This window comes from Huintestinicola butyrica (assembly GCF_025567215.1).
GTDB classification, from domain to species: Bacteria; Bacillota; Clostridia; order Oscillospirales; family Ruminococcaceae; genus Huintestinicola; species Huintestinicola butyrica.
In genome coordinates, this window is sequence record NZ_JAOQKB010000009.1 from 38,017 (window position 1) to 64,723 (window position 26,707).

Sequence of the window (26,707 nt, forward strand, 5' to 3'; positions counted from 1 at the left end):
TGCTGCATCAAACTTAATTCAAAGGAGAGTTAAAAATGTACGAGAATATCATTGATACTATCGGCTTTGTTCAGCAGGCTGACCCCGAAGTTGGCGACGCTATGGCAAAGGAGCTTGCACGTCAGAAGAGAAACCTTGAGCTTATCGCCAGTGAAAACATCGTTTCCCCCGCAGTAATGGCTGCTATGGGCAGCGTTCTTACCAACAAGTATGCTGAGGGCTACCCCGGAAAGAGATATTACGGCGGCTGCGAGGACGTTGATATCGTTGAGACCATTGCTATCGAAAGAGCCAAGAAGCTTTTCGGAGCAAAGTATGCAAACGTTCAGGCTCATTCGGGCGCACAGGCAAATACAGCTGTTTATGTGGCTCTCCTTACACCCGGTGATACTGTAATGGGCATGAGCCTTGCTCACGGCGGCCACCTTACTCACGGTTCTCCCGTAAATATTTCCGGAAAATACTTCAACTTTGTTCCCTATGGCACAAATGATGAGGGCTATATAGACTATGAGGCTCTTTACAAGGAAGCTAACAAGTGCAAGCCCAAGCTTATCGTTGCAGGTGCTTCCGCATACCCCAGAGCTATTGATTTTGAAAAGCTCTCCGAGATCTCAAGAGCTGTAGGCGCATATCTTATGGTAGATATGGCTCACATCGCAGGTCTTGTTGCAGCAGGTCAGCATCAGTCTCCCGTTCCTTATGCCGATATCGTTACAACAACTACTCACAAGACCCTCAGAGGCCCCAGAGGCGGTCTTATCCTTACAAATAACGAGTATCTTGCAAAGAAGATCAATTCCGCTATCTTCCCAGGTACACAGGGCGGACCTCTTATGCACGTTATCGCAGGTAAGGCTGTATGCTTCGGCGAGGCTCTCAAGCCTGAGTTCAAGGAGTACGGCAGAAAGATCGTTGAGAATGCACAGGCTCTTGCAAAGGGTCTTCTTGACAGGGGCTTTGACCTTGTATCCGGCGGTACAGACAATCACCTTATGCTGGTTGACCTTCGTCCCTTTGACCTTACCGGTAAGGAATTCGAGCGCCGTCTTGATGAGGTTTATATCACCGTCAACAAGAACGCTATCCCCAACGACCCTCAGAAGCCCTTCGTTACAAGCGGCGTAAGAGTAGGTACTCCCGCAGTTACAACAAGAGGTCTGGACACCTCCGATATGGAGAAGATCGCAGAATTTATGTACCTTGCAGCTAAGGATTTCGACGGCAATGTTGAAAATATCCGTGCAGGCGTTACAGAGATCTGCAAGAAGCACCCTCTTTACGAATAAGAATATTTCGGAGGCAGGAGGCAGTTTGTCTCCTGCCTCTTTTTTGAGGTATGATATGACACTTTGCGGCGACAGATATACGGTGGATCTTCAAATAGATAATACATATACTCTCGGCTCTGTTGATAACAGGAATTATGATATTGTGCTCAATCCCGAGCAGCTCAGACGCCCCAATGACTGCATATGTCTTAGCATTACGGTTTATGGCGATATGCCGAGGACGGCTTTGCTTATAACAAATAATTACGCAGGAGGAACGCCGTCTGCCGTTTTGGAAGATGATATGATCGTTATTCTGTGCGACTGTTATTTATATAAGCTGCGGCTTGATGATCTTGAAATTATTCTCCGCAGGGAAATCGAGCTTTATGGCTGTTCCTTTGAGCTGTGCAAAGCAGAGAACGGCTGGATAATTTACGGCGAGATGGAGATCATCGGACTTAATAGAGACTTTAATAAAATATGGTCCTTTTCAGGTTATGACATTTTTGTTTCCTGCAATAATGAATGCTGCTTTGAGATGACAAAGGACGAAATATTGCTGTGCGACTGGCAGGGCTGTCATTATGCCTTAAATTATGACGGCTGCCTGCTCAGGGAATGGAAATAAGTGACATCGTGATGCAGTAACATAAACAATATACAGAAATGAGGACAGATCATATGAACGCTCCCATATTCACAATAGTAATTCCCGCACACAATGAAGAGAAATACATAGGCAAATGTATTGAAGCAATAAGAGCAGCCTCCGCTCATTTTGATAAGGAAGCGGTTCAGATAATAGTTTCCGCCAATCGCTGTACCGATGAAACAGTGGCAATATCACGCAGAATGGGCGCAGAGGTATGCGAAAACACTGTCAGATGTATAAGCGCTGTAAGAAATCAGGGTGCTGCTCTTGCAAAGGGCAGGATACTTATTTTTATAGATGCCGACAGCTGTATGTCCGAAGGTTCCTTAACTGAAATTCGTGAAATGCTCTCATCAGGTGAGTTTATAGGCGGCGGAACACGGGCAAAATTCGACAGAATGTCCCTTGGCATAATAGTAAGCTCCGCTTATATCGCCACGCAGATAATCCCAATAATGAAAAAGCACAAGACGGCTCTTATGGGCGGAATGTTCTGGTGCTATCGTGAGGATTTTGAAAAGCTGGGCGGCTTTGACGAAAGCATGGTAAGCGTTGAGGATATGGACTTTGCCATACGCTTAAAACAGCTGGGAGACAGCTGCGGGAAGAAATACGGCGTGCTTAAAAAGTCATATATCGTTACCTCCAGCAGAAAGTTTGACCGGTTCGGTGACTGGTATCTCGTAAAGAACCGCAGCCTTACAAAGGCTATTTTTACGGGAAAAGACCGTGAGGCTGCCGACAAATTTTATTATGACGCAAGAAAGTAACACATGGCATAAAGTTCCTGCCCCGTGAAAAGCACTTTCCAGAGGAATGTGAGCAGGCGAGAAAGGATACTCTTGCCACTATACTTGATAAATGGCACGTTTAATATCGTAAAAGGAAGTGATGAAAATGTCCGCACCTCTTGCAGACAGAATACGCCCCAAAACTCTTGACGAGGTGGTGGGACAGCGCCATCTGCTGGATAAAGGAAAATATCTGCGGAGAATAATCGACGGCGGAAATATCCCCAATATGATATTTTACGGTCCCTCTGGAGTGGGCAAGACCACTGTTGCCCGCATTATTGCTGAAAATTCGGGAATGAAGCTCCACAAGCTCAACGGAACCTCAGCGGGAATATCCGACATCAAGGACGTTATTGCCGATACGGACACCATTGACGGCATGAACGGCGTTCTGCTGTACCTTGATGAGATACAGTATCTTAACAAAAAGCAGCAGCAGTCCTTGCTTGAATATATCGAGAACGGGCAGATAACGCTCATAGCTTCTACTACCGAAAATCCATATTTCTACGTTTATAATGCCATACTCAGCCGAAGCGCCGTTTTTGAGTTCAAGCCAGTTACGGCAGAAGATATCGTCCCTGCCGTTGAAAGGGCGTTCAGATTTCTCTCTCAGGAGTCTGGCGTTAAGATAAAAACAGAAAAGGGCGTGTGCGAATATATTGCCCGTGGCTGCGGCGGCGATGTGAGAAAGTCTGTCAGCGTGTGCGAGCTGTGCTTTTTAGGTGCGGAAAATAACGGCGAGGAAGCAAGGATAACTCTTGAAGAGGCAAAATCTCTTACTCAGCGCAGCAATATGCACTATGACCGTGACGGCGATCAGCATTATGATATTCTGTCGGCGCTGCAAAAGTCCATTCGTGGTTCCGATGAAAATGCTGCGGTGCATTATGCCGCACGCCTTATCGAAGCAGGGGACATTATCTCCCTTTCAAGGCGGCTCCTTGTTATAGCGGCGGAGGACGTGGGACTTGCCTACCCTCAGGCGATACCCATAGTAAAAGCCTGCGTTGACAGCGCAATGCAGCTGGGGCTTCCCGAAGCACGTATTCCTCTGGGAGATGCGGTGGTGCTTCTTGCCACTGCGCCAAAGTCAAATTCGGGCTATATGGCGATAAATTCCGCCCTTGAGGACGTGCGTACCAAAGAATGCGGCGACTTTCCACGTCATCTCCAGAACAAGCACTGCGATGGTGAGGACGCACAGGTCAAGGGTCAGCATTACCTTTATCCCCACGACTATCCCAATCATTATGTTAAGCAGCAGTATCTGCCCGACCCTATCAAGGACAGGGTGTATTACCATTTCGGCGAGAACAAGAGCGAGCAGGCAGCCCTTGCCTATCGCCGCCGTATCCTTGAAGAAGAGGAGAAGCGCACGGGCAGAAAATAAGCCTGATACAGTATAAAGATCCCTTATCCTGCCCATAATTACGGCGGAGGGGATAGCTATGCAGATCATCGGGAGAAGAATAATCATAACGGCAGCCGTTATTGCCATATTCGGCGTGGGGCTGATGGGGAGGCTTTTTTATATCCACCTGAACCGCAGCTTTTATCTGGGGTATGACGTTTCCGTTCCCAGAAAGGTGACTGTGGTCTGTTCCTATGGCGATATTTACGACAGGAACGGTGTCAAGCTTGTTAACCGCAGTGAAAAGTATCTTGCGGTCATAAATCCCAAGGCAGTAAACAGAGAGGTAATTGAGCCGCATATCACCGACACGGAAAAGTATGAGAGCTGTATTGACGGTGATGCACTTTTCCTCTGCGGTATTGACTGCGATAAGATTCCCTCAGTTACGGTGATACCCGTAAGTCAGCGTTATGATAACAGTCTTTGCACCCACATTATCGGATATATCGGAGAAAACGGCGGAGTGTGCGGGCTTGAGGGTGCCTATGATGATATCCTGAGGCAGCCTAAAAGCTCCGTTACTCTGAGCTACAGCGTTGACGCAGGCGGCGGACTGCTTGAAGGTCAGGGTGTGACCATGCACTGGGAGGACAGCTTCCGCACAGGCATACGCACTTCCATTGACTACGGCATGCAGTCTGTTTGTGAAAAAGCCATGCGGAACGTGGAAAAGGGCGCAGCCGTGGTAATGGACATCTCCACAGGTGAGATATGCGCTGTGGTGAGCAAGCCCGGCTATGACCCCTCTCACCCTGAAAACAGCCTTGATTCGGATAATTCTCCCTTTGTGAACAGAGCCTTTTCCGCATACAGCGTAGGGTCTGTTTTCAAGCTTGTTACCGCAGGGGCAGCACTGGAATATGGTATTTCCGATGAATATACCTATAACTGTGACGGTTCAATAACAGTAAACGGTCAGGAATTTGACTGCCATCGTTTCGGCGGACACGGCGAGCTTGATATGCGAAAAGCTATTGTGGAATCCTGCAATCCTTACTTCATCTGCCTTGCCCAAGATATTCCTACGGATTTTCTTCACAGCTTTGCGGAGAGGCTTTGTTTGGGCAAGGAAAACCGCCTTACGGCAGGCATATCCTCATCGTCGGGATATCTTACCTCATATTCCGAGCTGCTTGTCCCTGCGGAAAAGGCGAATTTTGCTTTCGGTCAAGGAAAGCTCACTGCCACTCCCTTGCAGATAACCCGAATGACAGCTGCCATAGCGAACGGCGGTCAGATGCCCGAGCCGATACTGGTGCACGGTGCGTCGGACAGCATCAACGGAGTTCAGGCAGCGGCAGCTCCGCCAAGATTTACCAGAGTAATGAAAGGCTCCACTGCCGATAAGCTGAAAAGCTATATGATAGATACGGTTTACAAGGAAAATTCCATGGCTGTGCCCGAGTTTACCACAGCAGGTGGAAAGACCTCCACCGCTCAGACGTGGACATATGATGAATACGGCAATGAAAAGCTCAACTGCTGGTTCACGGGATTTTTCCCTGCCGATGAGCCGCAGTACGCTGTCACGGTAATGATAGAAGAGGGCATTTCGGGAAATGTTACCTGCGGTCCTGTTTTCAAGGAAATAGCCGACTCAGTCAGAATGGGGCGGTATGGAAATAACTGATGAAAGGCTGATAATATGAAATTCAGACCATGTATAGATATACACAACGGCTGCGTAAAGCAGATAGTGGGCGGAAGCCTGGCGGATAAAAATTCCGCTGCCGATGAGAATTTCGTTTCAGAATACGGCGGCGGATATTATGCGGAGCTTTATAAAAGCAGGGGATTATCAGGGGGACATATCATTATTTTAAATCCCGCAGGCTCGGAATATTACGAGGCTGACCGCAGGCAGGCTTTTTCGGCGCTGGAAAAGTACCCAATGGGGCTGCAGATAGGCGGCGGAGTGAATGTGGACAATGCGGCTGAGTATATCAGCCATGGAGCTTCCCATGTAATTGTAACTTCCTATGTGTTCAAGTACGGAAAAATTAGCTTTGAGCGCCTCGAAAAGCTTTGCTCGGCTGTGGGAAAGGACAGGGTAGTCCTTGACCTTTCTTGCCGCAGGCGTGACGGAAAATATTACATAGTTACCGACAGGTGGCAGAAGTTTACCGATACCGAGGTCACAGCCGAAAGCATTGAAACGCTCCGTGGCTACTGCGATGAATTCCTTATCCATGCTGTTGACGTTGAGGGCAAGCAGCACGGCATTGAAAGCGATATCGTTTCTCTTCTTGGCAGCATTGACGGCATTACAGCCACATATGCGGGAGGGATCGGCTCTTACGAAGATATCCGGAAGCTGAAAGCTCTCGGCAGAGGACGCATTGATTTTACTGTGGGAAGTGCGCTGGATATTTTCGGCGGCTGCCTTGATTTTGATAAGATTTGCTCCGAATACAACGACAAATAATATAAAAATAATAGAAAAACCCCGTGAACATCCGACTTTTGGACATTCACGGGGTTTCTGTATTTTGTGTGGGATATTACTTTATAAACTGTTCAGCCCATTTTCTCAGCTCGTCTTCACCTGCATTTGCTGCAAAGCGCTTTCCCTCTTTGAGAACAGCACCCTTGCAGGAAGGCTCAAGCTCGGAGTTGGTTTTGCCGTTTCCGCCTGATGTGCAGAAGGTGTAAACGGTCTTTCCACTCATATCAAAGCTTTCAAAGAACGTGTCAATGATCCTGGGAGCCGTTCCCCACCAGATAGGATATCCAATAAATACGGTATCATATTCGGTAAGAGCGGTCATATCGCCTGAAATGGCGGGTCTTGCGGAATCGTCGTTCATCTCAAGATTTGCACGGCAGTTGTCGTCATTGTAATTCATACTAATCACCAATTAAAAACTATACAAAAAATTGAGCATAATCTTGCGTATATGGATTATGCGATGATTTTTTGTCTATAGTTTTATTGGTGATTAGTATTATTCTTTCGGGAGATTCGGGCGCCTGATCTCTTTCTGTGATTTTATGATATCACATATGTCTGCGCTTGTAAAGAAGGCACTTTTTTGTGCTATAGTTTCCGCAGGGTAACTAATGCGCAGCTGCGCCATCGGAGTGTATCAAAAACAAATGTAAACATTTTATGAAGATGCTTTGCTTGACAGTTTTGCGGCTGTGTGCTAAAATGTATCTTGCGGAAACTAACAGCTGATTTGATACTGTGAAAGGTGGTGTTATAATGATAAACAGCTCTGAGCTTCCCGCCTGCCCTGTGGAAACTACTCTTATGCTCATTGGCGATAAGTGGAAGGTGCTTATCCTCCGTGACCTTATGAGTGGCACAAAGCGTTTCGGCGAGCTGAAAAAATCAGTCAGCAGAATTTCTCAGAAGGTGCTTACGTCAAATCTCAGGGATATGGAGGAAAACGGACTGCTTTCCCGTGAGGTATTCCCCGAAGTTCCGCCAAGAGTGGAATACACCCTTACGGAGCTTGGCAGAAGTATGTCGCCAATACTTGACGCTATGGCAAGATGGGGCACCGAATATAAGCAGAATGCAGGGGTAAAACAGCAGGTCTGATCATTCCAATGAGGTTTTTTGGTAAATTTTGCTATTGATAATGCACAATGTATGCGGCGGTTTTATATATATGATTTATACATAAACACGGTTTTTACTCAAACTTCTCAATTCCTATTGACATTGTAGGATAAGAGATGTATAATCTAAAACATAGTAAATTTATATGATTACTTGTAATTAAGAATTTTAAACAGTAATTCTATATTTGCTGATGGAAAGGATGAGAGTTATGAACCGTAAAATAACCGCATTGACATTATCACTTGCACTGGCACTTTCTGCCACAGCCTGCGGAAGCAAGGCCGACAGCAATGATGAAAATGTCGTAAAAATAGCATACCTGCCTATAACCCATTCACTGGCCGCTCTTGAAGAGGCCGATGAGCTGGAGACAGGTGACGGCATCAAGGTAGAGCTGGTAAAATACGGCTCATGGCCCGAGCTTCTGGACGCTCTTAACACCGGAAGAGTTGACGGAGCATCCGTTCTTATCGAGCTTGCGATGAAATCAAAGCAGGAGGGCATAGGCTTAAAGGCAGTGGCACTTGGTCACCGTGACGGCAACGTGGTCATCGTTTCAAACGATATCAACACCGCAGCCGATCTTAAGGGAAAGACCTTTGCTATCCCTCACAGGCAGTCCTCCCACAATATTCTGCTCAATGAAACACTTGCGACAGCAGGTCTTACCGTTGACGATGTAAATGTTACCGAGCTTGCACCTACAGAAATGCCTTCCGCACTTGCCAGCGGTCAGATAGACGGCTACTGCGTTGCGGAGCCTTTCGGAGCAATGGGCGTATCACTTGGCGCAGGAAAGGTGCTTTACAGCTCAGAAGAGCTGTGGCCCGATTCTCTCTGCTGCGGACTTGTCCTCACCGATAAATTCATTGAGGAGCGTCCCGAGCAGGCTAAGGAATTCGTTCAGAGCTACAAGGCAGCGGGCAACAATCTTGACAAGGAAAAAGCAAAGGAAGTTGCAAAGAAATATCTCAGCCAGACTGATGATGTTCTTGACATCTCTCTTCAGTGGATATCCTACAACGACCTTGATATAACCGAAGAGACCTATGGCCAGCTTGTAGAAAGGGTAAAGGAATACGGTCTGTCCGATGATCCTCCCGCATATTCCGATTTTGTTAAGACTGATTTCTGATAAGGCGTGATAACATGAAAAAATTGCTTTCAGTAAAAAATGTGATCATATCCGTAGCCATTCTTATTCTGATATGGCAGCTGCTTTTTATGGTAAGCAGCTTTGATGCGGCACTTTTCCCCTCGCCGAAAATGGCGCTTGACGCTCTTATCGAGATGATACAGAACGGCAAACTGTTTGAGAATATCAAAACAAGTATGTTCCGCTTTGCTGCGGGATATATAAGCTCTGTAGCGGTGGCAGTGGTGCTGGGACTTATCCTTGGCAGGCTTCCAAAGGTGTTCCAGTACATAAATCCTGCCGTTCAGCTTCTCAGACCCATTTCTCCCACAGCATGGATGCCTTTTATAGTGCTTCTTTTCGGTATCGGTGATATGCCTGCTGTCGTTATCATTTTTATTGCGGCATTTTTTCCTGTTCTGCTTTCAACTGTTGGGGCTGTGGCAAACATTGACCCTATCTATCTTAAAGTCGCAAAGAACTTCGGCATAAAGCAGCCCGAGCTTACCTGGAAGGTAATACTTCCCGCAGCATTTCCCCAGATAGCAAACGGTATCCACCTTGCTCTGGGAACTGCATGGATATTCCTGGTAGCAGGTGAGATGGTCGGCGCTCAGTCGGGTCTCGGCTACCAGATAATCGACGCAAGAAACAATATCCGTGCGGATATCCTGCTTGCGACCATATTCGTTATCGGCGTTATAGGAATACTTCTCGACGGACTTCTTAAGCTCATCGAGAAGCAGATACTTAAATCATGGGGAGGCGTTCACTGATGTATATTGAAGTAAAGGACGCCTGCAAAAGGTTCGTTCAGGACGGAAAAGAATTTGTGGCTCTTGACCATGTTTCCCTTGATATCGAAAAGGGCGAGTTCATCTGCCTGCTGGGACCCTCAGGCTGCGGTAAAAGCACACTTCTCAATGCCCTTGCCGGCTTTGACAGGGTAAACAGCGGCAGCGTTAAGATCGACGGCAAGGAAGTTACAGAGCCGTCCATCAACAATATCACCATTTTCCAGAATTACGGACTGCTCCCATGGAGAAATGTTCTCAAAAATGTGGAGCTTGGTCTTGAATCCAAGAAGATACCCAAGGAAGAGCGTGCAGATATCGCACGCAAGTATATCGACCTTGTTGGTCTCAAAGGCTTCGAGGAGCGTCACCCCCGTCAGCTTTCGGGCGGTCAGCAGCAGAGAGTTGCCATTGCAAGAGGTCTGGCAGTTGACCCCGATATAATTTTCATGGACGAACCCTTCGGAGCTCTGGACGCTATCACAAGAATGAAGCTCCAGGAGGATATCCTCAGGATATCCAGAGAAGAAAAGAAAACTATCATATTTGTTACTCACGATATTGAGGAAGCCGTTTTTCTGGCAGACAGAATTGTTGTCATGATGGCAAATCCCGGAAAAATAAAAAGCGTTGTCAAGGTCCCTCTGGGCTCTCACCGTGATAGAACAGCCGAGGATTTCTTCTATGTACGTGACAAGATATTCGAGCTGTTCAATATGAAGGCTGATACCTATATTGAGTACTACATTTAATACCAAATTCAGGAGGATATATAATGAGCGAGCATACACATACACACGATCATGAACACGAGCGATGTCAGGAACATGAGCATCATGACCACCAGCATGAGCATCATCATGACCATGACCACGGTCCAGCACATATACATTCCCACAGAAATATAATCGGCTTTGATGAAAACGGTATCCCTACCGTAATCCTTAAGGCAAGCCACGGCGAGGGAGAAGAGGACGATCCTCAGGCATTTATCAGGGACTACATGAACGCAGTTTCCAGATACCGCAAAACATATCCCTCCAAGCAGGACGTTATTGACCAGACCCCCGACCCCGCAGTGCGTGAAATGCTGCTCAGAATGGATCAGCTGGGAATAGATACCTGCTTTGACAGATTTGACCAGCAGAAGCCCCAGTGTAATTTCGGACTGGCGGGAATTTGCTGTAAGATATGCAATATGGGTCCCTGCCGTATTACTGCAAAGTCTCCCAAGGGTGTCTGCGGTGCTGACGCTGACCTTATCGTTGCAAGAAATCTGCTCCGTTCAGCTGCCGCAGGTGCTGCACAGCACGGTATGCACGCAAGAGAAGTAATGCTGGCTCTTAAATGGGCTGCTGAGGGCAAGCTTGATGTGCCTATCCTGGGCGAGCAGAAGATACGTTCGACTGCCGAGGCTTTCGGCATCAAGCAGAAGAACCGTCAGCTGAAAAACGTTGCAAGAGACCTGGCTGACGCTCTTCTTGAAGACCTTTCAAGAACTGTTCCCGATGAATACAAGACCATTTCCGCCTGCGCTGCTCCCGAAAGACAGCAGGTATGGAAGGATCTTGATATCCTCCCTGTCAGCGCATATCACGAGGTATTTGAAGCATATCATAAATCCGGCTGCGCCACTGACGGCGACTGGAAATCGGTAATGCAGCAGTTCCTGCGCTGCGGACTTGCGTTCACGTTCTCAGGCGTAGTAGGCGCTTCCATCGCAACCGACAGCCTTTTCGGCGTAGGCGACCGTGTTACCTCAAAGGTAAATATCGGCGCTCTTGAAAAGGGCTATGTAAATATTGCCGTTCACGGTCATCTTCCTCTGCTGGTAAGCCAGATAGTTGAGGCGGGCAAGCGTGAGGATCTTATCGAGCTTGCAAAGTCCAAGGGTGCAAAGGGCATAAGATTTTACGGCATCTGCTGCTCGGGTCTTTCCGCAATGTACCGCTATGCAGGCGTAATACCTCTTTCAAACGCCGTATCTGCCGAGCTGGTACTTGGCACAGGTGCACTTGACCTGTGGGTTGCAGATGTTCAGGACGTTTTCCCCTCTATCATGGAGGTTGCTCACTGCTTCAAGACCACAGTTGTCACCACCAGCGAATCCGCAAGGCTTCCCGGTGCGGAGCGATATGAGTACGATCATCACCACTCCAACATTGACGAAACAAAGGCGCTGGCTGAAAAGATAGTCCGCCGTGCAATAGAAAGCTTCGAGCAGAGAAAGGGCATTCCCGTTTATATCCCGCCCTATGAGGTAGAGGCAGAAGTCGGCTTCTCTGTAGAATATATCTGTAAGCGCTTCGGCAGTATGAAGCCCCTTGCAGACGCTTTAAGAGACGGCAGGATACTCGGTATCGTAAACATGGTCGGCTGCAATAACCCCAAGGTGCTTTACGAGAAGTGTATTGTTGACGTGGCAGATGTTCTGCTGAAAAACAACGTTCTTATCCTTTCAAACGGCTGTGCTTCCTTCCCGCTTATGAAGCTTGGCTACTGTGCGATCTCTGGCAAGGAAAAGGCAGGGGAGTCCCTTCGTGAGTTCCTGGAGCCTGATCTTCCTCCTGTATGGCACGTCGGCGAGTGTATCGACAACACAAGATCCAGCGGAATATTCGCAGGAATTGCAGGTGCTCTCGGTCATAAGATGTACGAGCTTCCCTTTGCATTCAGCTCACCTGAGTGGGGCAATGAAAAAGGCATTGATGCAGCTTTGGGCTTCCGTCTTAACGGTATCAGTTCCTATCACTGTGTTGAGGCTCAGATATACGGCTCAAAGAACGTAATAGAGTTTCTTAAATACGGCACACTTGAAACTCTCGGCTCTACAATGAACGTTGATACCGATCCTGTAAAGCTGGGCGAAAAGATAGTTGCCGACATGAAGGCAAAGAGAAAGGCTCTTGGCTGGGATAAATAAAAATATAAAAGGAAAAGGTTATAAATATGGCTTGCTTTATAGTTCCCGCAGCGGAGGCAATAGTTACCACCGCTGTACAGAAAATAGTAAAAAGAAAAGAAGATAATAACGGCACGGAAAAGACATCAAGATTTTCCGAAAAGCTCAGTGTGCTGAACGGTCTGCTCTGGGGCGGCTCTGGTCTGCTCGCTTTCGAGCACGTATGGCACGGCGAGATAATACCCTCGTTCCCGTTCCTTACAGCCGCTTCCGACCCTGCACAGACAGCGGAAATGCTCCACGAGATGGCAGTTTCCGGAACGGCAATGGCTCTGCTTGTAACTGCTGTATGGGCAGTGTATGTGCTTATTTCGGCAAGATCAAAGAGCAGAGACACCGATACCGCAAGATCGGGGGCAGGCGCATGACCCTGCTTATAACCGTATTTGCGGCGGTCATATCAACACTTGTCTGGTATGTATCGGAAAAGGCAAGAAATATGAAGATAAGTCTGCTTATGTATATGTTCTGGGGAGCGTCCCTTATGTGGCTGGTAGATGCTGTTGTTGAGTATCTTGAAGCGGGTGTGGAATTTTTCGTTCCCTCCGCTCAGGATATGCTGAACGATGGTTTCCTCGGGCTTTCGGTAACAGCTCTGGCGCTGACAGTTTGGGTCATATATCTTCTCATAAAGGATCCGCTGCACACTATCAGAGGCAGGAACAGCAAAAATAATGGAGTTTAAGGTTCATAAGGAAGTTCTCGACAGCGGCGTAAAGATAGTCTTTGCTGCTGTGGAGGGCATGGATTTCTGCGGCGGTTCTGTGGTTATTGACCCGTTGGGAAATATCACAGCTCATGCCGATGATTCCGAGCAGCTGCTTTATGCGGATATAGATATGTCATCGGCCTCCGAAATAAGGGCTGAAAAGCCATATACATCACTTATACTAATCACCAATAAAACTATAGATAAAAAATCATCGCATAATCCATATACGCAAGATCATGCTCAATTTTTTGTATAGTTTTTAATTGGTGCTTAGTATTAGACGAAAAGAATTATACTTATGAAAAAAGCTCTGCGTTCGCTATGTATCGCAGAGCTTTTATATTTTTATTCTTCACTGTCAATGATATATGCCGCCGTGAAAACAGCAGGGGAGTTCCAGTAAATGGTTATCTCGTTGAGAGAATACGCTCCCACATCGTCGGCATAGCACTTCATTGGCGGAGTGCCCTTTTTGATAAGCTTTCGAGCAGCTTCATCAGATGGATATCTGTTAGGGCCGCCGCTTACAAGTCCGGGGATACACTCGTCAATGCCGTCCGCAGCGGTGGGGCGCATATGGGGATTTTTCATGCTGTTTTCACCCTCACCCGATACGTATGAAAAGCCCAGCGCATTAAGCCCCAAAAGAACATGGAGCTGCTGTGCCGCATAGTCGTAAAACTTCCTTTCGCCGCAAATCTTGTCGGAAATGGCAAATATCATTGCATGCTTCATCAGGTTCATGCTGCTGCCCCAGCAGTAGCTTTTTTCGTCCATGGCAGCACCGTATCCGCAGCTGTCCGCAATAGTTTTCAGGCGGTGGGCTTCATCGGAAAAGGCTTTTTTGAATGTGTCGGACAATGCAGCGTCTTTGTTGCCGCTGTAAAGCAAATACCCCAGCGCACCCAGACCTCCGACAGAGCCATAGCCCAGAGCTGTAATGGGGAAGCTGTCCTTCAGCGCCGTTTTCATAAGGTCATGATATTTTTCATTGCCTGTAGCGGTAAAAAGCTCCGACCACGCCCAGAAACGGTTATCTTTGTCCGAGTCCTCGCCGTATGTGCCTGTTTTGCATTCCTTGGGATTATCAAAGTAAAAATCGGGATTGTTTATAAGCCACTGCGCTGATTTTTCGGCAGCGGAAAGCAGCTTTGCGGAATATTCTTCTTCAAATTTCTTATAAATTCTTGCCGCCAGAGCGCAAACTGCTGCATGATCGGCGGTTGCCATGGAAGAAATGGGGAGCACATACATCTGCGCAGTATCTTCCTCGGGCATGATGAAGGCTGCGTGATGTGCCGTTGTCGCCTTATGGTAAACAGCGCCGTCCGCCCTCTGCATTTTGAGCAGCCAGTCAAGCTCGACCTTGCATTCCGCAAGAATATCGGGCAAAACTCCGCCGCTTTCGGGAATGTTGATGTTCTGCCTGTCAAATGTCCGTGGAAACATTTCATAAGCATAAAGCAGGTGAGCCAGTGCGCAGGCTCCTGCGGTAACATATCTGCCGTAATCTCCCGCATCGTGCCAGCCGCCGCTTACGTCAAGCGAAACGGAGTGATCTTCCCAGAGCATGGCAGGTTCAGTGTGACATCTGCCGTGAGAGAACTTTCCTGCATGCTTTTCGTCAAGTCCGCAGCCGCAGCGAAGATAATAAAATGCCTTAGTCATGTCGTCCAGCACCTTGCTGTGAACGCTTTTGCCGATGAAAAAACGCTCGGAAACAGCACCATTGTCGGCAGTGATGTAATATTCGCCCTCGTCCTCAAAGCCAGAGAAATCAGCGATATAAACATCATCGCCCGAAAGCTTATCCATGCCGAAATGTGTCACTTTTCCTGCAAACACGCTGTTTCCGTTTATATCGTTAAGTGTAAAATCCTGTGCTTGAGATGTTAAAACAGCAGTTTTCCTGCCGATAGTTTCATATCCTATAAGATCTGTAAAAATAGCTGCCTTTTTCATAAATACCTCTTTTCCAAAGCGTAAAGCTTTCAAAAAAATTTATTACAAAGTATAGCATTTTAATTTTGGAAATGATATAATATATACATCTTAAAGTTGTAAAAATCTATCACAGGGGGAAATGACATGAATACTCTTTATGAAAAAAGCGACAGTCTTAATTCGCCGATAGAATGCTTTATGGATTACGGTTCAAGATGCAGCTTCCCCATAAAGCCCCACTGGCATTATTTTATGGAGATAATCTACATATTTGAGGGCCATGCTGAGGTGCGTTCAGGCAGTACGGTCATATCGGCAGGCAGGGGAGACATGGCACTTTTTCACCCCAAAGCCGTTCATTCCATATCCTCCGACTCGCCCGATGATCTGAGATACGGCGTTATCAAGCTTGATATAAATTGTATAAATATGACCGCTGACTACGCCCCCAAGTTCAGGAGCATTTTCAGCTTTGCGGAGCAGCGTGGAATGAGCATATATTTTGACAATTCCCAGACCGAAGCAATAGAAGCATCACGCATATTTGAAAACTGCATAAAAGAAATGCAGGTGCGGCGTTACGGCTATAACGATATTATCCGCTCGGATATATCCTGTCTGTTGGTGGGTGTGCTGAGGCTGTGGCAGGAAAGCAAATTTACTATCGACAGCGAGGTCTTTGCGGACGACGGCGTTTACGATATCTACAACATAACCGAGTATATCGAAGAAAATCTTGGCAAGGGCATAAAGGTCACTGACATTTCGGATATGTGCCGTATGAGCTATTCCAATTTTGCCAAGAAATTCCTGCGGATATACGGCAAGACCTGCAAGGAATATATGGAGGAGCTGCGATACATCAAGGCAAGAGAATTTCTGCTCTTTACCGATTTTGACCTCACCTATATAAGTCAGGAAACAGGCTTTTCCGATTGCAGCCACCTTATAAAAACATTCAAGCAGAAGTCGGGACTGACTCCCAAACAGTTTCGCAGCGGACAAAGACTATAACAAAAAGGCTTCCGGAAATGATATCGGAAGCCTTTTGAATTATATATATTGAATTATATATTATCACAGCAACTGATTTACGCACTGAGGCGGTTCACCGAGCCTTGACGTGGGAGCAGCCCACCTTACCGCATTGGTGATGATCCTTTGTATCTGCGGCATATGGTATATGGGATATTCCTCATGTCCCGGCTGGAAATAAAATATCTTGCCCATGCCACGGGTAAAGGTGCAGCCGCTGCGGAACACCTCTCCGCCCTTGAACCAGCCTGTAAAGACCACATCATCGGGCTTCGGAATATCGAAAAACTCGCCGTACATCTCTTCTGTGGGGATATCTATGCAGCTGTCAATACCCTGAGCAATAGGGTGATAGGGAGCAGTGCACCACAGCTTTTCGCTGTCGTCATTTCTCCATTTAAGGGTCATGCTGGTGCCGAGCAGAGCCTTCATCGGCTTGCTGAAATGGGCGGAGTGCAGACCTATAAAGCCCATGCCCTGAAGCACATTATTCTGTATGAGCTTTACATTTTCATCTGTGATGTCCTCCTGACGGGCGTGGCTCCACCAGATAAGCACGTCGGTATTTTTCAGCAGCTCCTCGCTTATTCCCTGATTTTCCATATCAAGGGTGGCGCAGGTGACAGTGATATCATCCTCCACACCGAGAAAATCCGCAATGCAGCCGTGTATTCCCTTGGGATATACCTTTGCAATGCCCTCATATTCACGTTCATGAACATATTCGTTCCATACTGTAACTCTTATCATCAGTTATTTCCTCCGTTAAAATCAAGTCCGAAAAGGTAAAAATGACCGCTGTAAGCCGCATTCGGCTCGCTGTCGTACCAGAACATCACCGTGTCAAAACTTTCGGGTGGTTGATATTCGTCGTCCGATTTATCCCCCATATCGGTAAATATTCGCTCCGAAAAGCCGTCATTGGCGGCAGTTATGCGAGTAGCTTTGCAGTCAAGCATTTGGGGGATAATATCGGTAAAATGCGCCTGACCAATAAAGCCTGCGGAAAAATCGCCCTTAGTTGACGCAGCTTTCAGCTTTTCATAAGTCTCATCATCCGTGCAGATGTATATGCTGTAAGTGATGTAATCGTATTGCTTCTTTCTGAAAAAATCTTCCACATATCCGTCAAGGCTGTCAGCCAGCGCCTTTATGAGCTTTGGGTCACGCTCGTTTATAAAAAGCAGATAGCCTGTGTGATCCTCGCCGTTAAAGGGATTATCCATAAAAATGTAATCAGAGCAGAATTCATCTGCGATTTCTCTGAAGCCCTCTTCTGCCATTATGCTGATATTATGCTTCCTTAGCGTTTCTTCGTATTGGTCAGCGCCTGCGGAATAAACGGGCAAAAATATGCTGTAGCTGAACTGCTGCGTAAAGCTGAGATCATTTTTCGGGTCATACATTTTGTAATAAAGGTAACGCATTTCGGGGTCACTTATGCCGAAAAGTGACCATGAGCCTTTTTCCTTTTCGATAGCTGTAACGGTCATATCGGGATATTTTGCCCTGACATAAAGTTTGGGAAAAATCATATCATACAGCAATGTCAGCACTATAACAGCTGCCACAGCGGATAAAACTATTGCCACTGCCTTTTTCTTTTTTGTCATCAGATCACTCCATCTAAAAATTCTGCCGATCGTTTAATGTACATAAGCTGGTCTTCCGCACCAAAGTGCTCAATGGTGTAAATGCCGTCATATCCCCGTGCTTCAAGAGAGGCTATTATCTCTTTCATTTTTATGCAGCCGCTGCCCACGGGAGCAGGATACATTGCCTTGCCGTCAACGGTCATTTTCATTTCGCATTGGGGCTTTTCGATAAGTGAACGGTCTTTGCAGTGAACGTGGACTATCCTGTCTTTCAGCAGTTCAAAGGCATCAAGCTCAGACTGACCGCTGTACATAAAATTGCCTGTGTCAAAGGTTATCATCAGCTGAGGTATGCGTTCTGCAAACCACATCATCTGCTCCGCCGTTGCAATAGGGCTTTTGCAGTCGTCAAAATCCTCGATAGTGGGAATTATACCCTCTGACTGCGCATATTCGCACATTTGCTTCATAGCGGCAAGCATTTTCTTTCGCTCATTCTCACTCTGTGCCTTGTCATCGGAGGCGTAAAAGCCCGGAATTATCATTACTTTTTCACAGCCGAGCTTTTTTGCAAGCTGAACGTGCTCAAAGCCTGCGGAGCCATTCTGTGAGCTGCCAAAATCATAAAATCCGTAGATAGATGATATTCCCATGCCCTCATTTTTCAGTATATCCGCAATAGAATTATCCCTTTTAAGGTCGGCAAGATCAACCTCTGCCCAGCCGATACCGAGAGAATGTACCTGCCTGATAATATCCTGTATTGCCATGCCTTTCTGAGAGGCAGCCTCTGCCATGTGATGATAAAACACAGATTTTTTCATAAAAGCGCTCCTTACACGTCCGAATTACTGATATTATAGCATAACTGTCGTAAAAAAGCAATAAAAAGCCCTCAGAACCTGCTTTCTTTTCTGAGGGCTTTTATATATGAAGGAAGTTGGAATTGGTTTGGGAAAGTTGCTTAATAATTTACCATTGTCATTGCATCGGTAAATGTGAGCTGGCTGCGCATAAATCTCTTGAGCAGGCTGAACGCCTTTACGCAGGGCATACGGTCAGCAGAAGCGGAGGTGATGTCTGCGTATTTGCAGCCAAGCTTCTTAGCCATCTTTTCCAGCTGTGCGTTGAACTCAGCGGGCTGAGTGCCGTTGCCTGTCTCGCATACGGAAACGATAACGATGTCTGTGAAACGATTTCTCTTCTTGAGAGCCTTTACAACATTTGTGTATTCTGCAATGATCTCGGGAATTGTTTTGAAGCCTCTTTCAAGGTCAGTCTCACCAAGCTGGAGAACGATCTTGGAAGGAGCAAGTGTCTCAACGCAGTTGATGAGAACGGGTTCTGCATCAAATACGGAAAGATCGGTAAAGCTGCGGTTGTAGATGTTGAAGTCAAGCTCAAATGCCTGTCTCAGCTCACCTACGGGGATATCCTTTGCAAAGGTGGAGCCCATCATGACAACGCCGTTGCTTACGGCAAGCTCATTGAGCTTCATGTATTCTTCAGCTTCTCTTTCGTAAACCTTTGCGATATAAGCTGTCTTTTCAGCTGCCTCAGCTTTTCTGTTTATAAAAGAAATTCTGCCTGTTCCAAGGGGTGCCATAAGGCTTTTTCCAACAGCGTTTTCCATAATAGTATCCTCCTATGATTATTTTGTAGTTAAGATTTATTCGGTTACAGCCGCAAGCTTATTTACGCCAACGGTCTTCTTATCCAGGTGCTTGTTTCTGAAGTAGATGCCGATGCCTGTAGTTACCATTGCGATGTTAAGTACGTAGAAGAACATTACATACCAGTGAACTGTTTCGTACCAGGGCTGGGGAGCGTTTGCTGCGATAAGAACAAACTTGCCGACGAATGCGAAAACATATCCGATCCAGATGAAGAAGTAGAAGGGAAGGCTTATTCCCTTAGCTGAACGGGATCTCCATGCCTTGATAATGTTAAGGGGCCATGAGATTCCGAAGCATACGACCATCATCATTTCCATTAAGCTTGCAAAAGTATTCATTTCATTTCTTTCCTTTCGGTATTGGTTTCTTTGTTGTCTCTATTCTAACTCCAATGGGAATAAAAATCAATGATCGGTAAGTTATCAACGCATTTTCCTTATCCTCGGCTGAAATTACTTAAAAAAGTAAAATCGTCACAAATCACGGAATATAGCCATTATTCGGCAAATTGCCTTATTTACATTACTTTCAAAAGTCCTTTTTATCCGCATATTCCCTTTTCAAAAGTGTTTTTATGTGTTATAATATTTACAATACACCTGAAAGGCGGTCATATGAATGAACAGCAGACAGCGCCGCAGCGCCCGGACAGGCACCATACAGCGGCAGATACTCGATACACTGCTCATACTTGTATCGGTGATGACTGTACTTATTACAATAATCAGCATAATAGTAAGCATATATACGGACAGAACAAGGCTTGACCAGAACCTTGAAAATATCGCCCAGGCGGTGGCTCAGTCACAAATAATCCGTGATAAGCTTACCGACGGCAGCATTGACGGCAATATGACCGAAAGCTATCTCGACTCACTTAAAAGCTCCCTTACAAATATTGATGTCATTTCTGTCATAAGCTCGGATAACAAGCGTATCTACCACACAAATCATGAGCTTATCGGCACTGTTTATGACGGTACGATACCCGATTTTACCGACAGCGACATTTTCTATGTCACCTCCGATACAGGTCCCTCGGGCGCACAGAGGCGTGCATATGCTGCGATTTATGACGACAGCGGAAATTATGTGGGATTTGTCCTTGCGGTAATGCTGACCCAGAATATCAGAAAAACAGTAATAAGCATAATAATCCTTCATACAGTGTGTGCGGCTGCGGTCATCACACTGGCTATAGCGTTGTCAAGACAGCTTTCCGATAGGATAAAGCGTATCCTCAAGGGCTATGAGCCTGATATTTTCAGCGCTATGTTCACCGTGCGTGACAATGTGCTTGAATCACTGGAAGAGGGACTTCTCGCCTTTGAAAAGGACGGTTCTGTGGTTTACATAAACTGCGCCGCAAAGAAAATGCTCGGCATTGGCGACAGTGACGATAAGCTGAATATTTCCCGGGCAATACCCGAAATGATGACGGGAACTATAATGTCTTCAGGCGAAAAGATATCGGGATTTTCCGTTCATTCCGACAGCGGCTCGGATATCATAGCCGACTATGTGCCCATAACAGAGGGTGACAGCACCTCAGGCGGACTTTGCATTCTCCGTGACCGAACCGAGTTTACAAAGCTTATGGAGGATCTTTCGGGCGTTAAATACCTTGTGGAATCAATGAGGGCAAACAACCATGACTTCACAAATAAGCTCCATGTTATCCTGGGGCTTATCCAGATGGGGCGCACAAACGAAGCCTGCGAGTACATAACCAATATAACCTCTATCCAGCAGACTGTCATACATAGTATAATGAAAAATATTGATGACCCGTCAGTGGCAGCGCTGCTTATCGGCAAGTATTCCAGAGCAGCAGAGCTTAATATCAAGTTCATGCTGGAGGGCGGCAGCAGGCTTTCACGCAATGATATCTCTCTGCCGTCGGGCGACCTGATAACCATTATCGGCAATCTTACGGAAAACGCCATGGATTCGCTCAACGAGAAAAATGAGCTTCCCAAGGAGCTTACCGTTGGCATCTTCACAAAACCCCATGCAATGATAATCACTGTTGATGATACGGGCAACGGCATATCGGAAGAGAACAGAGAAAAGATTTTTGAAAACGGCTTTTCCACCAAGGGTGACGGCAGGGGAACCGGGCTTCACCTTATAAAGCAGCTTATCGAAAAGCATAACGGAAGCATTTCCGTTGAGTCGGAGGAGGGCGTTGGCACGTCCTTTACCGTAACACTTACAGATGAAGGAGGCGGCAGCAATGTATGAGGTCGTGATAGTTGAAGATGACCCTATGGTCGCCATGATAAACAAGCAGTATGTGACCGAAAACAAGCATTTTCATGTAGCCTCCGTGTGTCGTGACGGTGATGCGGCGCTGGCTTACCTGACGGCAAACAATGTTCAGCTTGTTATTCTTGATGTGTATATGCCAAAGACCACGGGCATTGAAGTGCTGCGCAGGATAAGGGAGAAAAATCTTCCGCTGGCGGTAATAATGGTAACAGCCGCCAACGACAGCGCAGCCATTGAGGAAGCGGTAAGGCTTGGTGTTGTAGATTACCTTATCAAGCCCTTTTCAAGTGCAAGATTTCAGCAGGCATTGGAAAAATTCCTCAGCAGACAGGACGCATTCCACGATCTGGAGCAGTTCAGCCAGCAGCATATTGATGCCATGCTTAACAGCGGTTCCTCAAAGACCATTGAGCAGCTTCCTAAGGGAATACAGGATCAGACCCTTGAAACGGTGCACAACTTTCTTGAACGAAATCCCGATACGGATTTCACAGGCGAGGAGATCGCAGACAAGGTGGGGCTTTCACGAGTTACGGTCCGCAGATATTTAAATTTTCTCCTTGAAAAAGGCACTATCTCGGGCAATATGAACTATGAAACAGGCGGCAGACCTTGTATGCTTTATCGGATAAACAAATAAAAAAACACGGATACTGTTATTTGCGGCAGTATCCGTGTTTTTTGTGCTTGTATGTATTTATCAATAGTTTTCTTCGCTTATCTCAAAATAGCTCTGAGGGTGATTGCATACGGGACATACATCGGGAGCCTTGGTTCCAACAACGATGTGACCGCAGTTGCGGCATTCCCATACCTTGACAGTGCTCTTTTCAAATACCTGGGAAGTCTCCACATTTTTAAGCAGTGCACGGTAGCGCTCCTCGTGATGCTTTTCAATAGCGCCTACAGCTCTGAACTTTGCGGCAAGCTCTGTAAAGCCCTCTTCCTCGGCGGTCTTGGAAAACTCCTCGTACATATCTGTCCACTCGTAGTTCTCGCCGTCAGCGGCAGCGCTGAGATTTTCGGCAGTGTTTCCGATGCCGTTAAGCTCCTTGAACCACATCTTTGCGTGTTCCTTTTCATTGTCAGCAGTCTTGAGGAAAAGGGCAGCTATCTGCTCAAAGCCCTCTTTCTTAGCCTTTGAAGCAAAATATGTGTATTTGTTCCTTGCCTGCGATTCACCTGCAAATGCTGCCTGAAGATTAAGCTCGGTCTTGGTTCCCTTGTACTTGTTATCCATGTAACATTCTCCTTTGTAACAGCAATATAATGATAGGCTTTTGAATTATTTTAACATATTGGAAGTGAAAAGTCAAGGGCAGGTTGTGCATAATCAACATATTTTAATTCCTATTGATTTTTTCAGCTATCTATGGTAAAATATGTTTATATCATATTTTGTATAAAAACGGCGGTGATATTTTGATACTATACTTTTCGGCAACAGGCAACTGCAGATACGTGGCTGAGCATATCGCACACGATCTGGGAGATACGGCAGTTTCGATAGAAAAGCACTGCGGAAAAATACAGCTCATGCAGAACGAAATGCTTGGCATTGTGGCCCCCACATATGCGTGGGAGCTTCCCATAAATGTCCGTGAGTTTTTAGAAAATATTTTCATAGAGAACTATAGCGGACAATATGCTTTCGTTGTCGCAACCTACGGCACAACTCCCGGAGCAGTGGGAGCACAGGCTGACCGCATACTAAAAAAGCATGGCATAACGCTTAATGCACGGTTTAGCATCAGAATGACCGATACATGGACTCCGTGGTTTGATCTAAGTGATAAGGAAAAGGTAGAAAGTCGGCTTGCTCAGTCGGAAAAAGAACTTGCTAAGGTTACAGATGATATCAGAAATAAAGTCACGGGCAATCATATGCGCTTGTCATGCCCCAATGCAGTCACATTTTTTACGGATAAATACTATAACAGTATGCGGCAGACTAGGCATTTCAGGGTGAAAGACAGCGGTATAGGCTGCGGTCTGTGCGAAAAAAGATGCCCTGTGCAGGCGATAAGTATGAAGAACAATAAGCCTGTATGGGTCAAGGATAAATGCACAGCCTGTCTGCGGTGTCTCCACAGCTGCCCTAAGTTTGCCGTTCAGTATGGCAGCAAAACAGAAAGTCACGGACAATATCTTAATCCAAATGTAAAGAAGGAACTTTTCAAATGAACAGAAAGAACATTATCTACACCATAATACTTGCAGTCGCAATAATATTCAGCTATTTTGCTGCACTGCCCCAGTCGGTCATCATAAGCATAATCATGCTGATAGGCGGATTTTTCCTGCTTATAAAGGGCGCTGACTATTTCGTTGACGGAAGCTCCTCTCTGGCGGCAAAAATGAAGATTCCTTCGCTTATCGTGGGTCTTACGATTGTTGCCATGGGTACAAGCGCACCTGAGCTGGCGGTAAGCATCTCCGCAGCTGTCGGAGGTTCCAACTCCCTTGCTGTCAGCAATGTTATCGGCTCCAACCTTTTTAATATAATGGTTGTCCTTGGAATATGCTCCGCTATCAAGCCCATTGCCACCAACGACAGCGTTGCAAAGCGTGATTATCCCATTGCTGCTGCGGCAGCGCTGGTGTTTGTGCTGTTCCTTCTTGACGGAACGCTCAGCAGGCTTGAAGCGGCAGTATTTCTTATTGCATTTGCAGCTTATATGATAGTGTCCGTGAGAATTGCCAAAAAGGAAGCGTCAAACGCTGATGATACGGCTGTGCCCGCTGATTTTTCTCCCATCGTGTGCGCCATGAGCCTTATCGGCGGAGTTGCGGGAATTGTCCTCGGAGGAAATCTTGTGGTCGAGCACGCAAAGCTTATTGCAATGAAAGCAGGCATGAGCGAAACTCTGGTAGGTCTTACTATCTGCGCCGTGGGAACCAGTCTCCCTGAGCTTGTGACTTCCATAACCGCCGCACGCAAGGGCGAGAACGATATGGCAGTGGGAAATGTTGTAGGTTCCAACATTTTCAATGTCCTTGCCATTCTGGGAATTTCAGGCGTTATCACCCCCATATCGGTAACAAAGGATTCTGTGATCGACGGATTTATCCTTGTAGGAGTAAGCATCGTGTCCTATGTATGGTACATCACGGGAAAGAAAATGTCCCGTGCGGAGGGCATTACGCTGGCAGTGCTTTACGGCGCATATATGGCGTACATCATCGCACGAAATTACGCTCTTTAAGACATACTTTTCAGAAAATTCATTGACAAACAGGTGGCAATATGCTAAAATATCATTTGTAAAACCTGTAGTGGATTTTTCCGGACAATGTCACCTTTTCGCCACACAACTTGATTCAGTTGTGTGGCTTTTTTATGTTTATTGATAAGGAGTATTTTATGAACAACGACTTTATGAAGCTAAAGCCTGTTTTTCCGCTGATACTGTCCATGTCGCTGCCCATGGTCATATCAATGCTGGTAAATTCCCTGTATAATATCATCGACAGCTTTTTTGTGGCAAAGATAGGCGAGAACGCCATGACAGCCCTTTCGCTGGTGTTTCCTATACAGAATTTCATAAATGCGGTAGCTATAGGATTTGGCATAGGAATAAATGCCGTTATTTCCATATTTCTCGGCGGGGGAGACACCAAGAAAGCGGATACCGCCGCTTCTCAGGGGCTTATCCTCGCAGCCGTTCACGGAATAGTGCTTATGGCGGCAAGCATTATCGCAATGCCATATTTCCTGCGAATGTTTACTGACGATGAAAGCGTCATAGAGCTGGGAATACAGTACTCTGTCATTGCATTTTCCTTTGCACCCGTTATAATGCTTGGAATTTCCCTTGAAAAGATATTTCAGTCCGTGGGCATGATGAAGGTAACTATGACAAGTATGCTATGCGGCTGTATTGCAAATATTATCCTTGACCCGATGCTTATTTTCGGTATCGGATTTTTCCCGAAGCTTGGCATGAGAGGTGCCGCCATTGCCACAGGAGCAGGTCAGCTGCTGACCCTTGCTATCTACATCATAACCTACCGTGTCAGACAGATGCCTGTAAAAATAGACCTGAGGCAGCCAAAGCCCGACGGTCATATTATCGGAAGAATGTACTCCGTAGGCATTCCCGCTACCCTTAATCTTGCGCTGCCCTCGCTGCTCATCTCCGCTCTGAATGCTATCCTTGCGGTGTATTCGCAGAGCTATGTGCTGGTTCTGGGCATATATTACAAGCTCCAGACTTTCCTTTATCTCCCCGCAAACGGCGTTATTCAGGGAATGAGGCCTGTTATCGGCTTCAACTACGGCGCAAAGGAATACAAGCGTGTGAAGCGGATCTATAATGTTGTCCTTGCCATGTGCGCCGTTATAATGGCACTGGGAACTGTAATATGCCTTGCTGTTCCCTCGCAGCTTATTGGGCTTTTCACCGAAAATCCCGAGACTGTAAAGATAGGCGAGACTGCGCTTCGGGTCATATCCATAGGCTTTATAATTTCAAGCGTGTCCGTTGCGGCATCGGGAGCACTTGAAGGGCTTGGCAAAGGTGTTCCGTCACTGCTTATCTCACTGCTCAGGTATATCGTGATAATCCTGCCTCTGGCGTTTATCCTCAGCAGACTGACAGGACCTGACGGCGTATGGCACGCATTCTGGATAACCGAGGTAATAACCGCTGTTCTTTCCGCACTTATCTACAAATATTCCGTTAAGCTCGATGATACATCGGCTGAATAAACAGCTGCGGCTCCCATGCGACAAACATGGGAGCCGCAGCTGTTTATTATGTTTATTTTGATTTTTTGCTGAGAATAAGGTGCTTTATTGCCATTATATGGTGGGACATGAACGCCAGAAGCGGAATGAGCATTCCGCAGATATCCACAGCTCCGCTGCTGTAA

Annotated in this window: 28 protein-coding genes; 20 read left to right on the forward strand and 8 right to left on the reverse strand. The window is 46.5% G+C overall.

Annotated elements, in window-relative coordinates:
- Positions 1-35: 35 nt before the first annotated feature.
- The 6 genes from glyA (at position 36) to hisA (ending at position 6,562) form a co-directional block, all read left to right on the forward strand.
- Positions 36-1,289, forward strand: coding sequence for a serine hydroxymethyltransferase (gene glyA, locus OCV68_RS10130; RefSeq protein WP_022474549.1), 1,254 nt, complete (start codon positions 36-38; stop codon positions 1,287-1,289).
- Positions 1,290-1,344: 55 nt separating this feature from the next.
- Positions 1,345-1,902, forward strand: coding sequence for a hypothetical protein (locus OCV68_RS10135; RefSeq protein ID WP_262572384.1), 558 nt, complete (start codon positions 1,345-1,347; stop codon positions 1,900-1,902).
- A 53-nt stretch (positions 1,903-1,955) separates the two neighbouring features.
- The gene (locus tag OCV68_RS10140) at positions 1,956-2,696 is read left to right on the forward strand and encodes a glycosyltransferase (protein WP_262572387.1); all 741 of its coding nucleotides are present in this window, start codon (positions 1,956-1,958) and stop codon (positions 2,694-2,696) included.
- Positions 2,697-2,823: 127 nt separating this feature from the next.
- Positions 2,824-4,113: a replication-associated recombination protein A gene (locus tag OCV68_RS10145; protein WP_147621841.1), complete on the forward strand. Its 1,290-nt coding sequence runs from the start codon at positions 2,824-2,826 to the stop codon at positions 4,111-4,113.
- Between the two features lie 58 nt (positions 4,114-4,171).
- Positions 4,172-5,767, forward strand: coding sequence for a peptidoglycan D,D-transpeptidase FtsI family protein (locus OCV68_RS10150; protein WP_262572389.1), 1,596 nt, complete (start codon positions 4,172-4,174; stop codon positions 5,765-5,767).
- A gap of 15 nt (positions 5,768-5,782) precedes the next feature.
- Positions 5,783-6,562 (forward strand): phosphoribosylformimino-5-aminoimidazole carboxamide ribotide isomerase, encoded by a 780-nt coding sequence (gene hisA, locus OCV68_RS10155; RefSeq protein ID WP_262572392.1) that lies wholly within the window; start codon positions 5,783-5,785, stop codon positions 6,560-6,562.
- Between the two features lie 76 nt (positions 6,563-6,638).
- Here the strand turns inward: hisA and OCV68_RS10160 are convergent, their stop codons facing one another.
- The gene (locus tag OCV68_RS10160; RefSeq protein WP_262572394.1) at positions 6,639-6,983 is read right to left on the reverse strand and encodes a flavodoxin; all 345 of its coding nucleotides are present in this window, start codon (positions 6,981-6,983) and stop codon (positions 6,639-6,641) included.
- A 359-nt stretch (positions 6,984-7,342) separates the two neighbouring features.
- Between OCV68_RS10160 and OCV68_RS10165 the strand changes: the two genes are divergently transcribed.
- From OCV68_RS10165 to OCV68_RS10200, 8 genes are all read left to right on the forward strand, one after another.
- Positions 7,343-7,684, forward strand: coding sequence for a winged helix-turn-helix transcriptional regulator (locus OCV68_RS10165; RefSeq protein WP_147621604.1), 342 nt, complete (start codon positions 7,343-7,345; stop codon positions 7,682-7,684).
- A gap of 232 nt (positions 7,685-7,916) precedes the next feature.
- Positions 7,917-8,843, forward strand: coding sequence for an ABC transporter substrate-binding protein (locus OCV68_RS10170; RefSeq protein WP_262572396.1), 927 nt, complete (start codon positions 7,917-7,919; stop codon positions 8,841-8,843).
- A 14-nt stretch (positions 8,844-8,857) separates the two neighbouring features.
- Entirely contained in the window at positions 8,858-9,619 is a 762-nt protein-coding gene (locus OCV68_RS10175; protein ID WP_022474558.1) for an ABC transporter permease, read from the forward strand.
- A complete protein-coding gene (locus OCV68_RS10180; protein WP_262572398.1) occupies positions 9,619-10,389 on the forward strand; it encodes an ABC transporter ATP-binding protein in 771 nt (256 codons plus the stop codon). Before OCV68_RS10175 ends, OCV68_RS10180 begins: the two co-directional genes overlap by 1 nt.
- A gap of 23 nt (positions 10,390-10,412) precedes the next feature.
- On the forward strand, positions 10,413-12,560 hold the full coding sequence (gene cooS, locus OCV68_RS10185) for an anaerobic carbon-monoxide dehydrogenase catalytic subunit (protein WP_262572400.1): 2,148 nt from the start codon (positions 10,413-10,415) through the stop codon (positions 12,558-12,560).
- Positions 12,561-12,586: 26 nt separating this feature from the next.
- Positions 12,587-12,967, forward strand: a complete 381-nt coding sequence (locus tag OCV68_RS10190) for a hypothetical protein (protein ID WP_262572402.1) — start codon at positions 12,587-12,589, stop codon at positions 12,965-12,967.
- Positions 12,964-13,284, forward strand: coding sequence for a hypothetical protein (locus OCV68_RS10195; RefSeq protein WP_022474562.1), 321 nt, complete (start codon positions 12,964-12,966; stop codon positions 13,282-13,284). The genes OCV68_RS10190 and OCV68_RS10195 overlap by 4 nt, the downstream gene beginning before the upstream one ends.
- On the forward strand, positions 13,274-13,567 hold the full coding sequence (locus OCV68_RS10200; RefSeq protein WP_262572403.1) for a nitrilase-related carbon-nitrogen hydrolase: 294 nt from the start codon (positions 13,274-13,276) through the stop codon (positions 13,565-13,567). The genes OCV68_RS10195 and OCV68_RS10200 overlap by 11 nt, the downstream gene beginning before the upstream one ends.
- Before the next feature lie 89 nt (positions 13,568-13,656).
- On the opposite strand, the gene OCV68_RS10205 is transcribed toward OCV68_RS10200, so the two are convergent.
- A complete protein-coding gene (locus OCV68_RS10205; protein ID WP_262572405.1) occupies positions 13,657-15,273 on the reverse strand; it encodes a glycoside hydrolase family 9 protein in 1,617 nt (538 codons plus the stop codon).
- Between the two features lie 126 nt (positions 15,274-15,399).
- On the opposite strand from OCV68_RS10205, the gene OCV68_RS10210 reads away from it, so the two are divergent.
- Positions 15,400-16,269, forward strand: a complete 870-nt coding sequence (locus tag OCV68_RS10210; RefSeq protein ID WP_022474565.1) for an AraC family transcriptional regulator — start codon at positions 15,400-15,402, stop codon at positions 16,267-16,269.
- A 63-nt stretch (positions 16,270-16,332) separates the two neighbouring features.
- Here OCV68_RS10210 and OCV68_RS10215 read toward each other — a convergent pair whose 3' ends face one another.
- The 5 genes from OCV68_RS10215 to OCV68_RS10235 form a co-directional block, all read right to left on the reverse strand.
- Entirely contained in the window at positions 16,333-17,040 is a 708-nt protein-coding gene (locus tag OCV68_RS10215; RefSeq protein WP_262572407.1) for a ThuA domain-containing protein, read from the reverse strand.
- On the reverse strand, positions 17,040-17,903 hold the full coding sequence (locus tag OCV68_RS10220) for a hypothetical protein (RefSeq protein WP_262572409.1): 864 nt from the start codon (positions 17,901-17,903) through the stop codon (positions 17,040-17,042). The genes OCV68_RS10215 and OCV68_RS10220 overlap by 1 nt, the downstream gene beginning before the upstream one ends.
- Positions 17,903-18,709, reverse strand: coding sequence for a sugar phosphate isomerase/epimerase family protein (locus tag OCV68_RS10225; protein ID WP_262572411.1), 807 nt, complete (start codon positions 18,707-18,709; stop codon positions 17,903-17,905). Before OCV68_RS10225 ends, OCV68_RS10220 begins: the two co-directional genes overlap by 1 nt.
- Positions 18,710-18,849: 140 nt before the next feature.
- Positions 18,850-19,518, reverse strand: coding sequence for an SGNH/GDSL hydrolase family protein (locus OCV68_RS10230; protein ID WP_262572413.1), 669 nt, complete (start codon positions 19,516-19,518; stop codon positions 18,850-18,852).
- Between the two features lie 36 nt (positions 19,519-19,554).
- Positions 19,555-19,899, reverse strand: coding sequence for a PQ-loop domain-containing transporter (locus OCV68_RS10235; protein ID WP_022474570.1), 345 nt, complete (start codon positions 19,897-19,899; stop codon positions 19,555-19,557).
- Positions 19,900-20,179: 280 nt separating this feature from the next.
- On the opposite strand from OCV68_RS10235, the gene OCV68_RS10240 reads away from it, so the two are divergent.
- Positions 20,180-21,805, forward strand: coding sequence for a sensor histidine kinase (locus OCV68_RS10240; RefSeq protein WP_262572416.1), 1,626 nt, complete (start codon positions 20,180-20,182; stop codon positions 21,803-21,805).
- Positions 21,798-22,472 (forward strand): response regulator, encoded by a 675-nt coding sequence (locus OCV68_RS10245; protein ID WP_022474572.1) that lies wholly within the window; start codon positions 21,798-21,800, stop codon positions 22,470-22,472. Before OCV68_RS10240 ends, OCV68_RS10245 begins: the two co-directional genes overlap by 8 nt.
- Positions 22,473-22,532: 60 nt before the next feature.
- On the opposite strand, the gene rbr is transcribed toward OCV68_RS10245, so the two are convergent.
- Complete coding sequence (gene rbr, locus OCV68_RS10250) at positions 22,533-23,072, reverse strand: rubrerythrin (protein WP_262572419.1); 540 nt, start codon at positions 23,070-23,072, stop codon at positions 22,533-22,535.
- 182 nt (positions 23,073-23,254) lie between these two features.
- Between rbr and OCV68_RS10255 the strand changes: the two genes are divergently transcribed.
- The 3 genes from OCV68_RS10255 (at position 23,255) to OCV68_RS10265 (ending at position 26,543) form a co-directional block, all read left to right on the forward strand.
- Positions 23,255-24,016, forward strand: a complete 762-nt coding sequence (locus tag OCV68_RS10255) for an EFR1 family ferrodoxin (protein ID WP_262572421.1) — start codon at positions 23,255-23,257, stop codon at positions 24,014-24,016.
- A 95-nt stretch (positions 24,017-24,111) separates the two neighbouring features.
- Positions 24,112-25,038 carry a calcium/sodium antiporter gene (locus tag OCV68_RS10260; RefSeq protein WP_449555767.1) on the forward strand — a complete coding sequence of 309 codons (927 nt, stop codon included), beginning with the start codon at positions 24,112-24,114 and terminating at the stop codon, positions 25,036-25,038.
- 158 nt (positions 25,039-25,196) lie between these two features.
- Positions 25,197-26,543 carry an MATE family efflux transporter gene (locus tag OCV68_RS10265; RefSeq protein ID WP_262572425.1) on the forward strand — a complete coding sequence of 449 codons (1,347 nt, stop codon included), beginning with the start codon at positions 25,197-25,199 and terminating at the stop codon, positions 26,541-26,543.
- Positions 26,544-26,707: the final 164 nt, after the last annotated feature.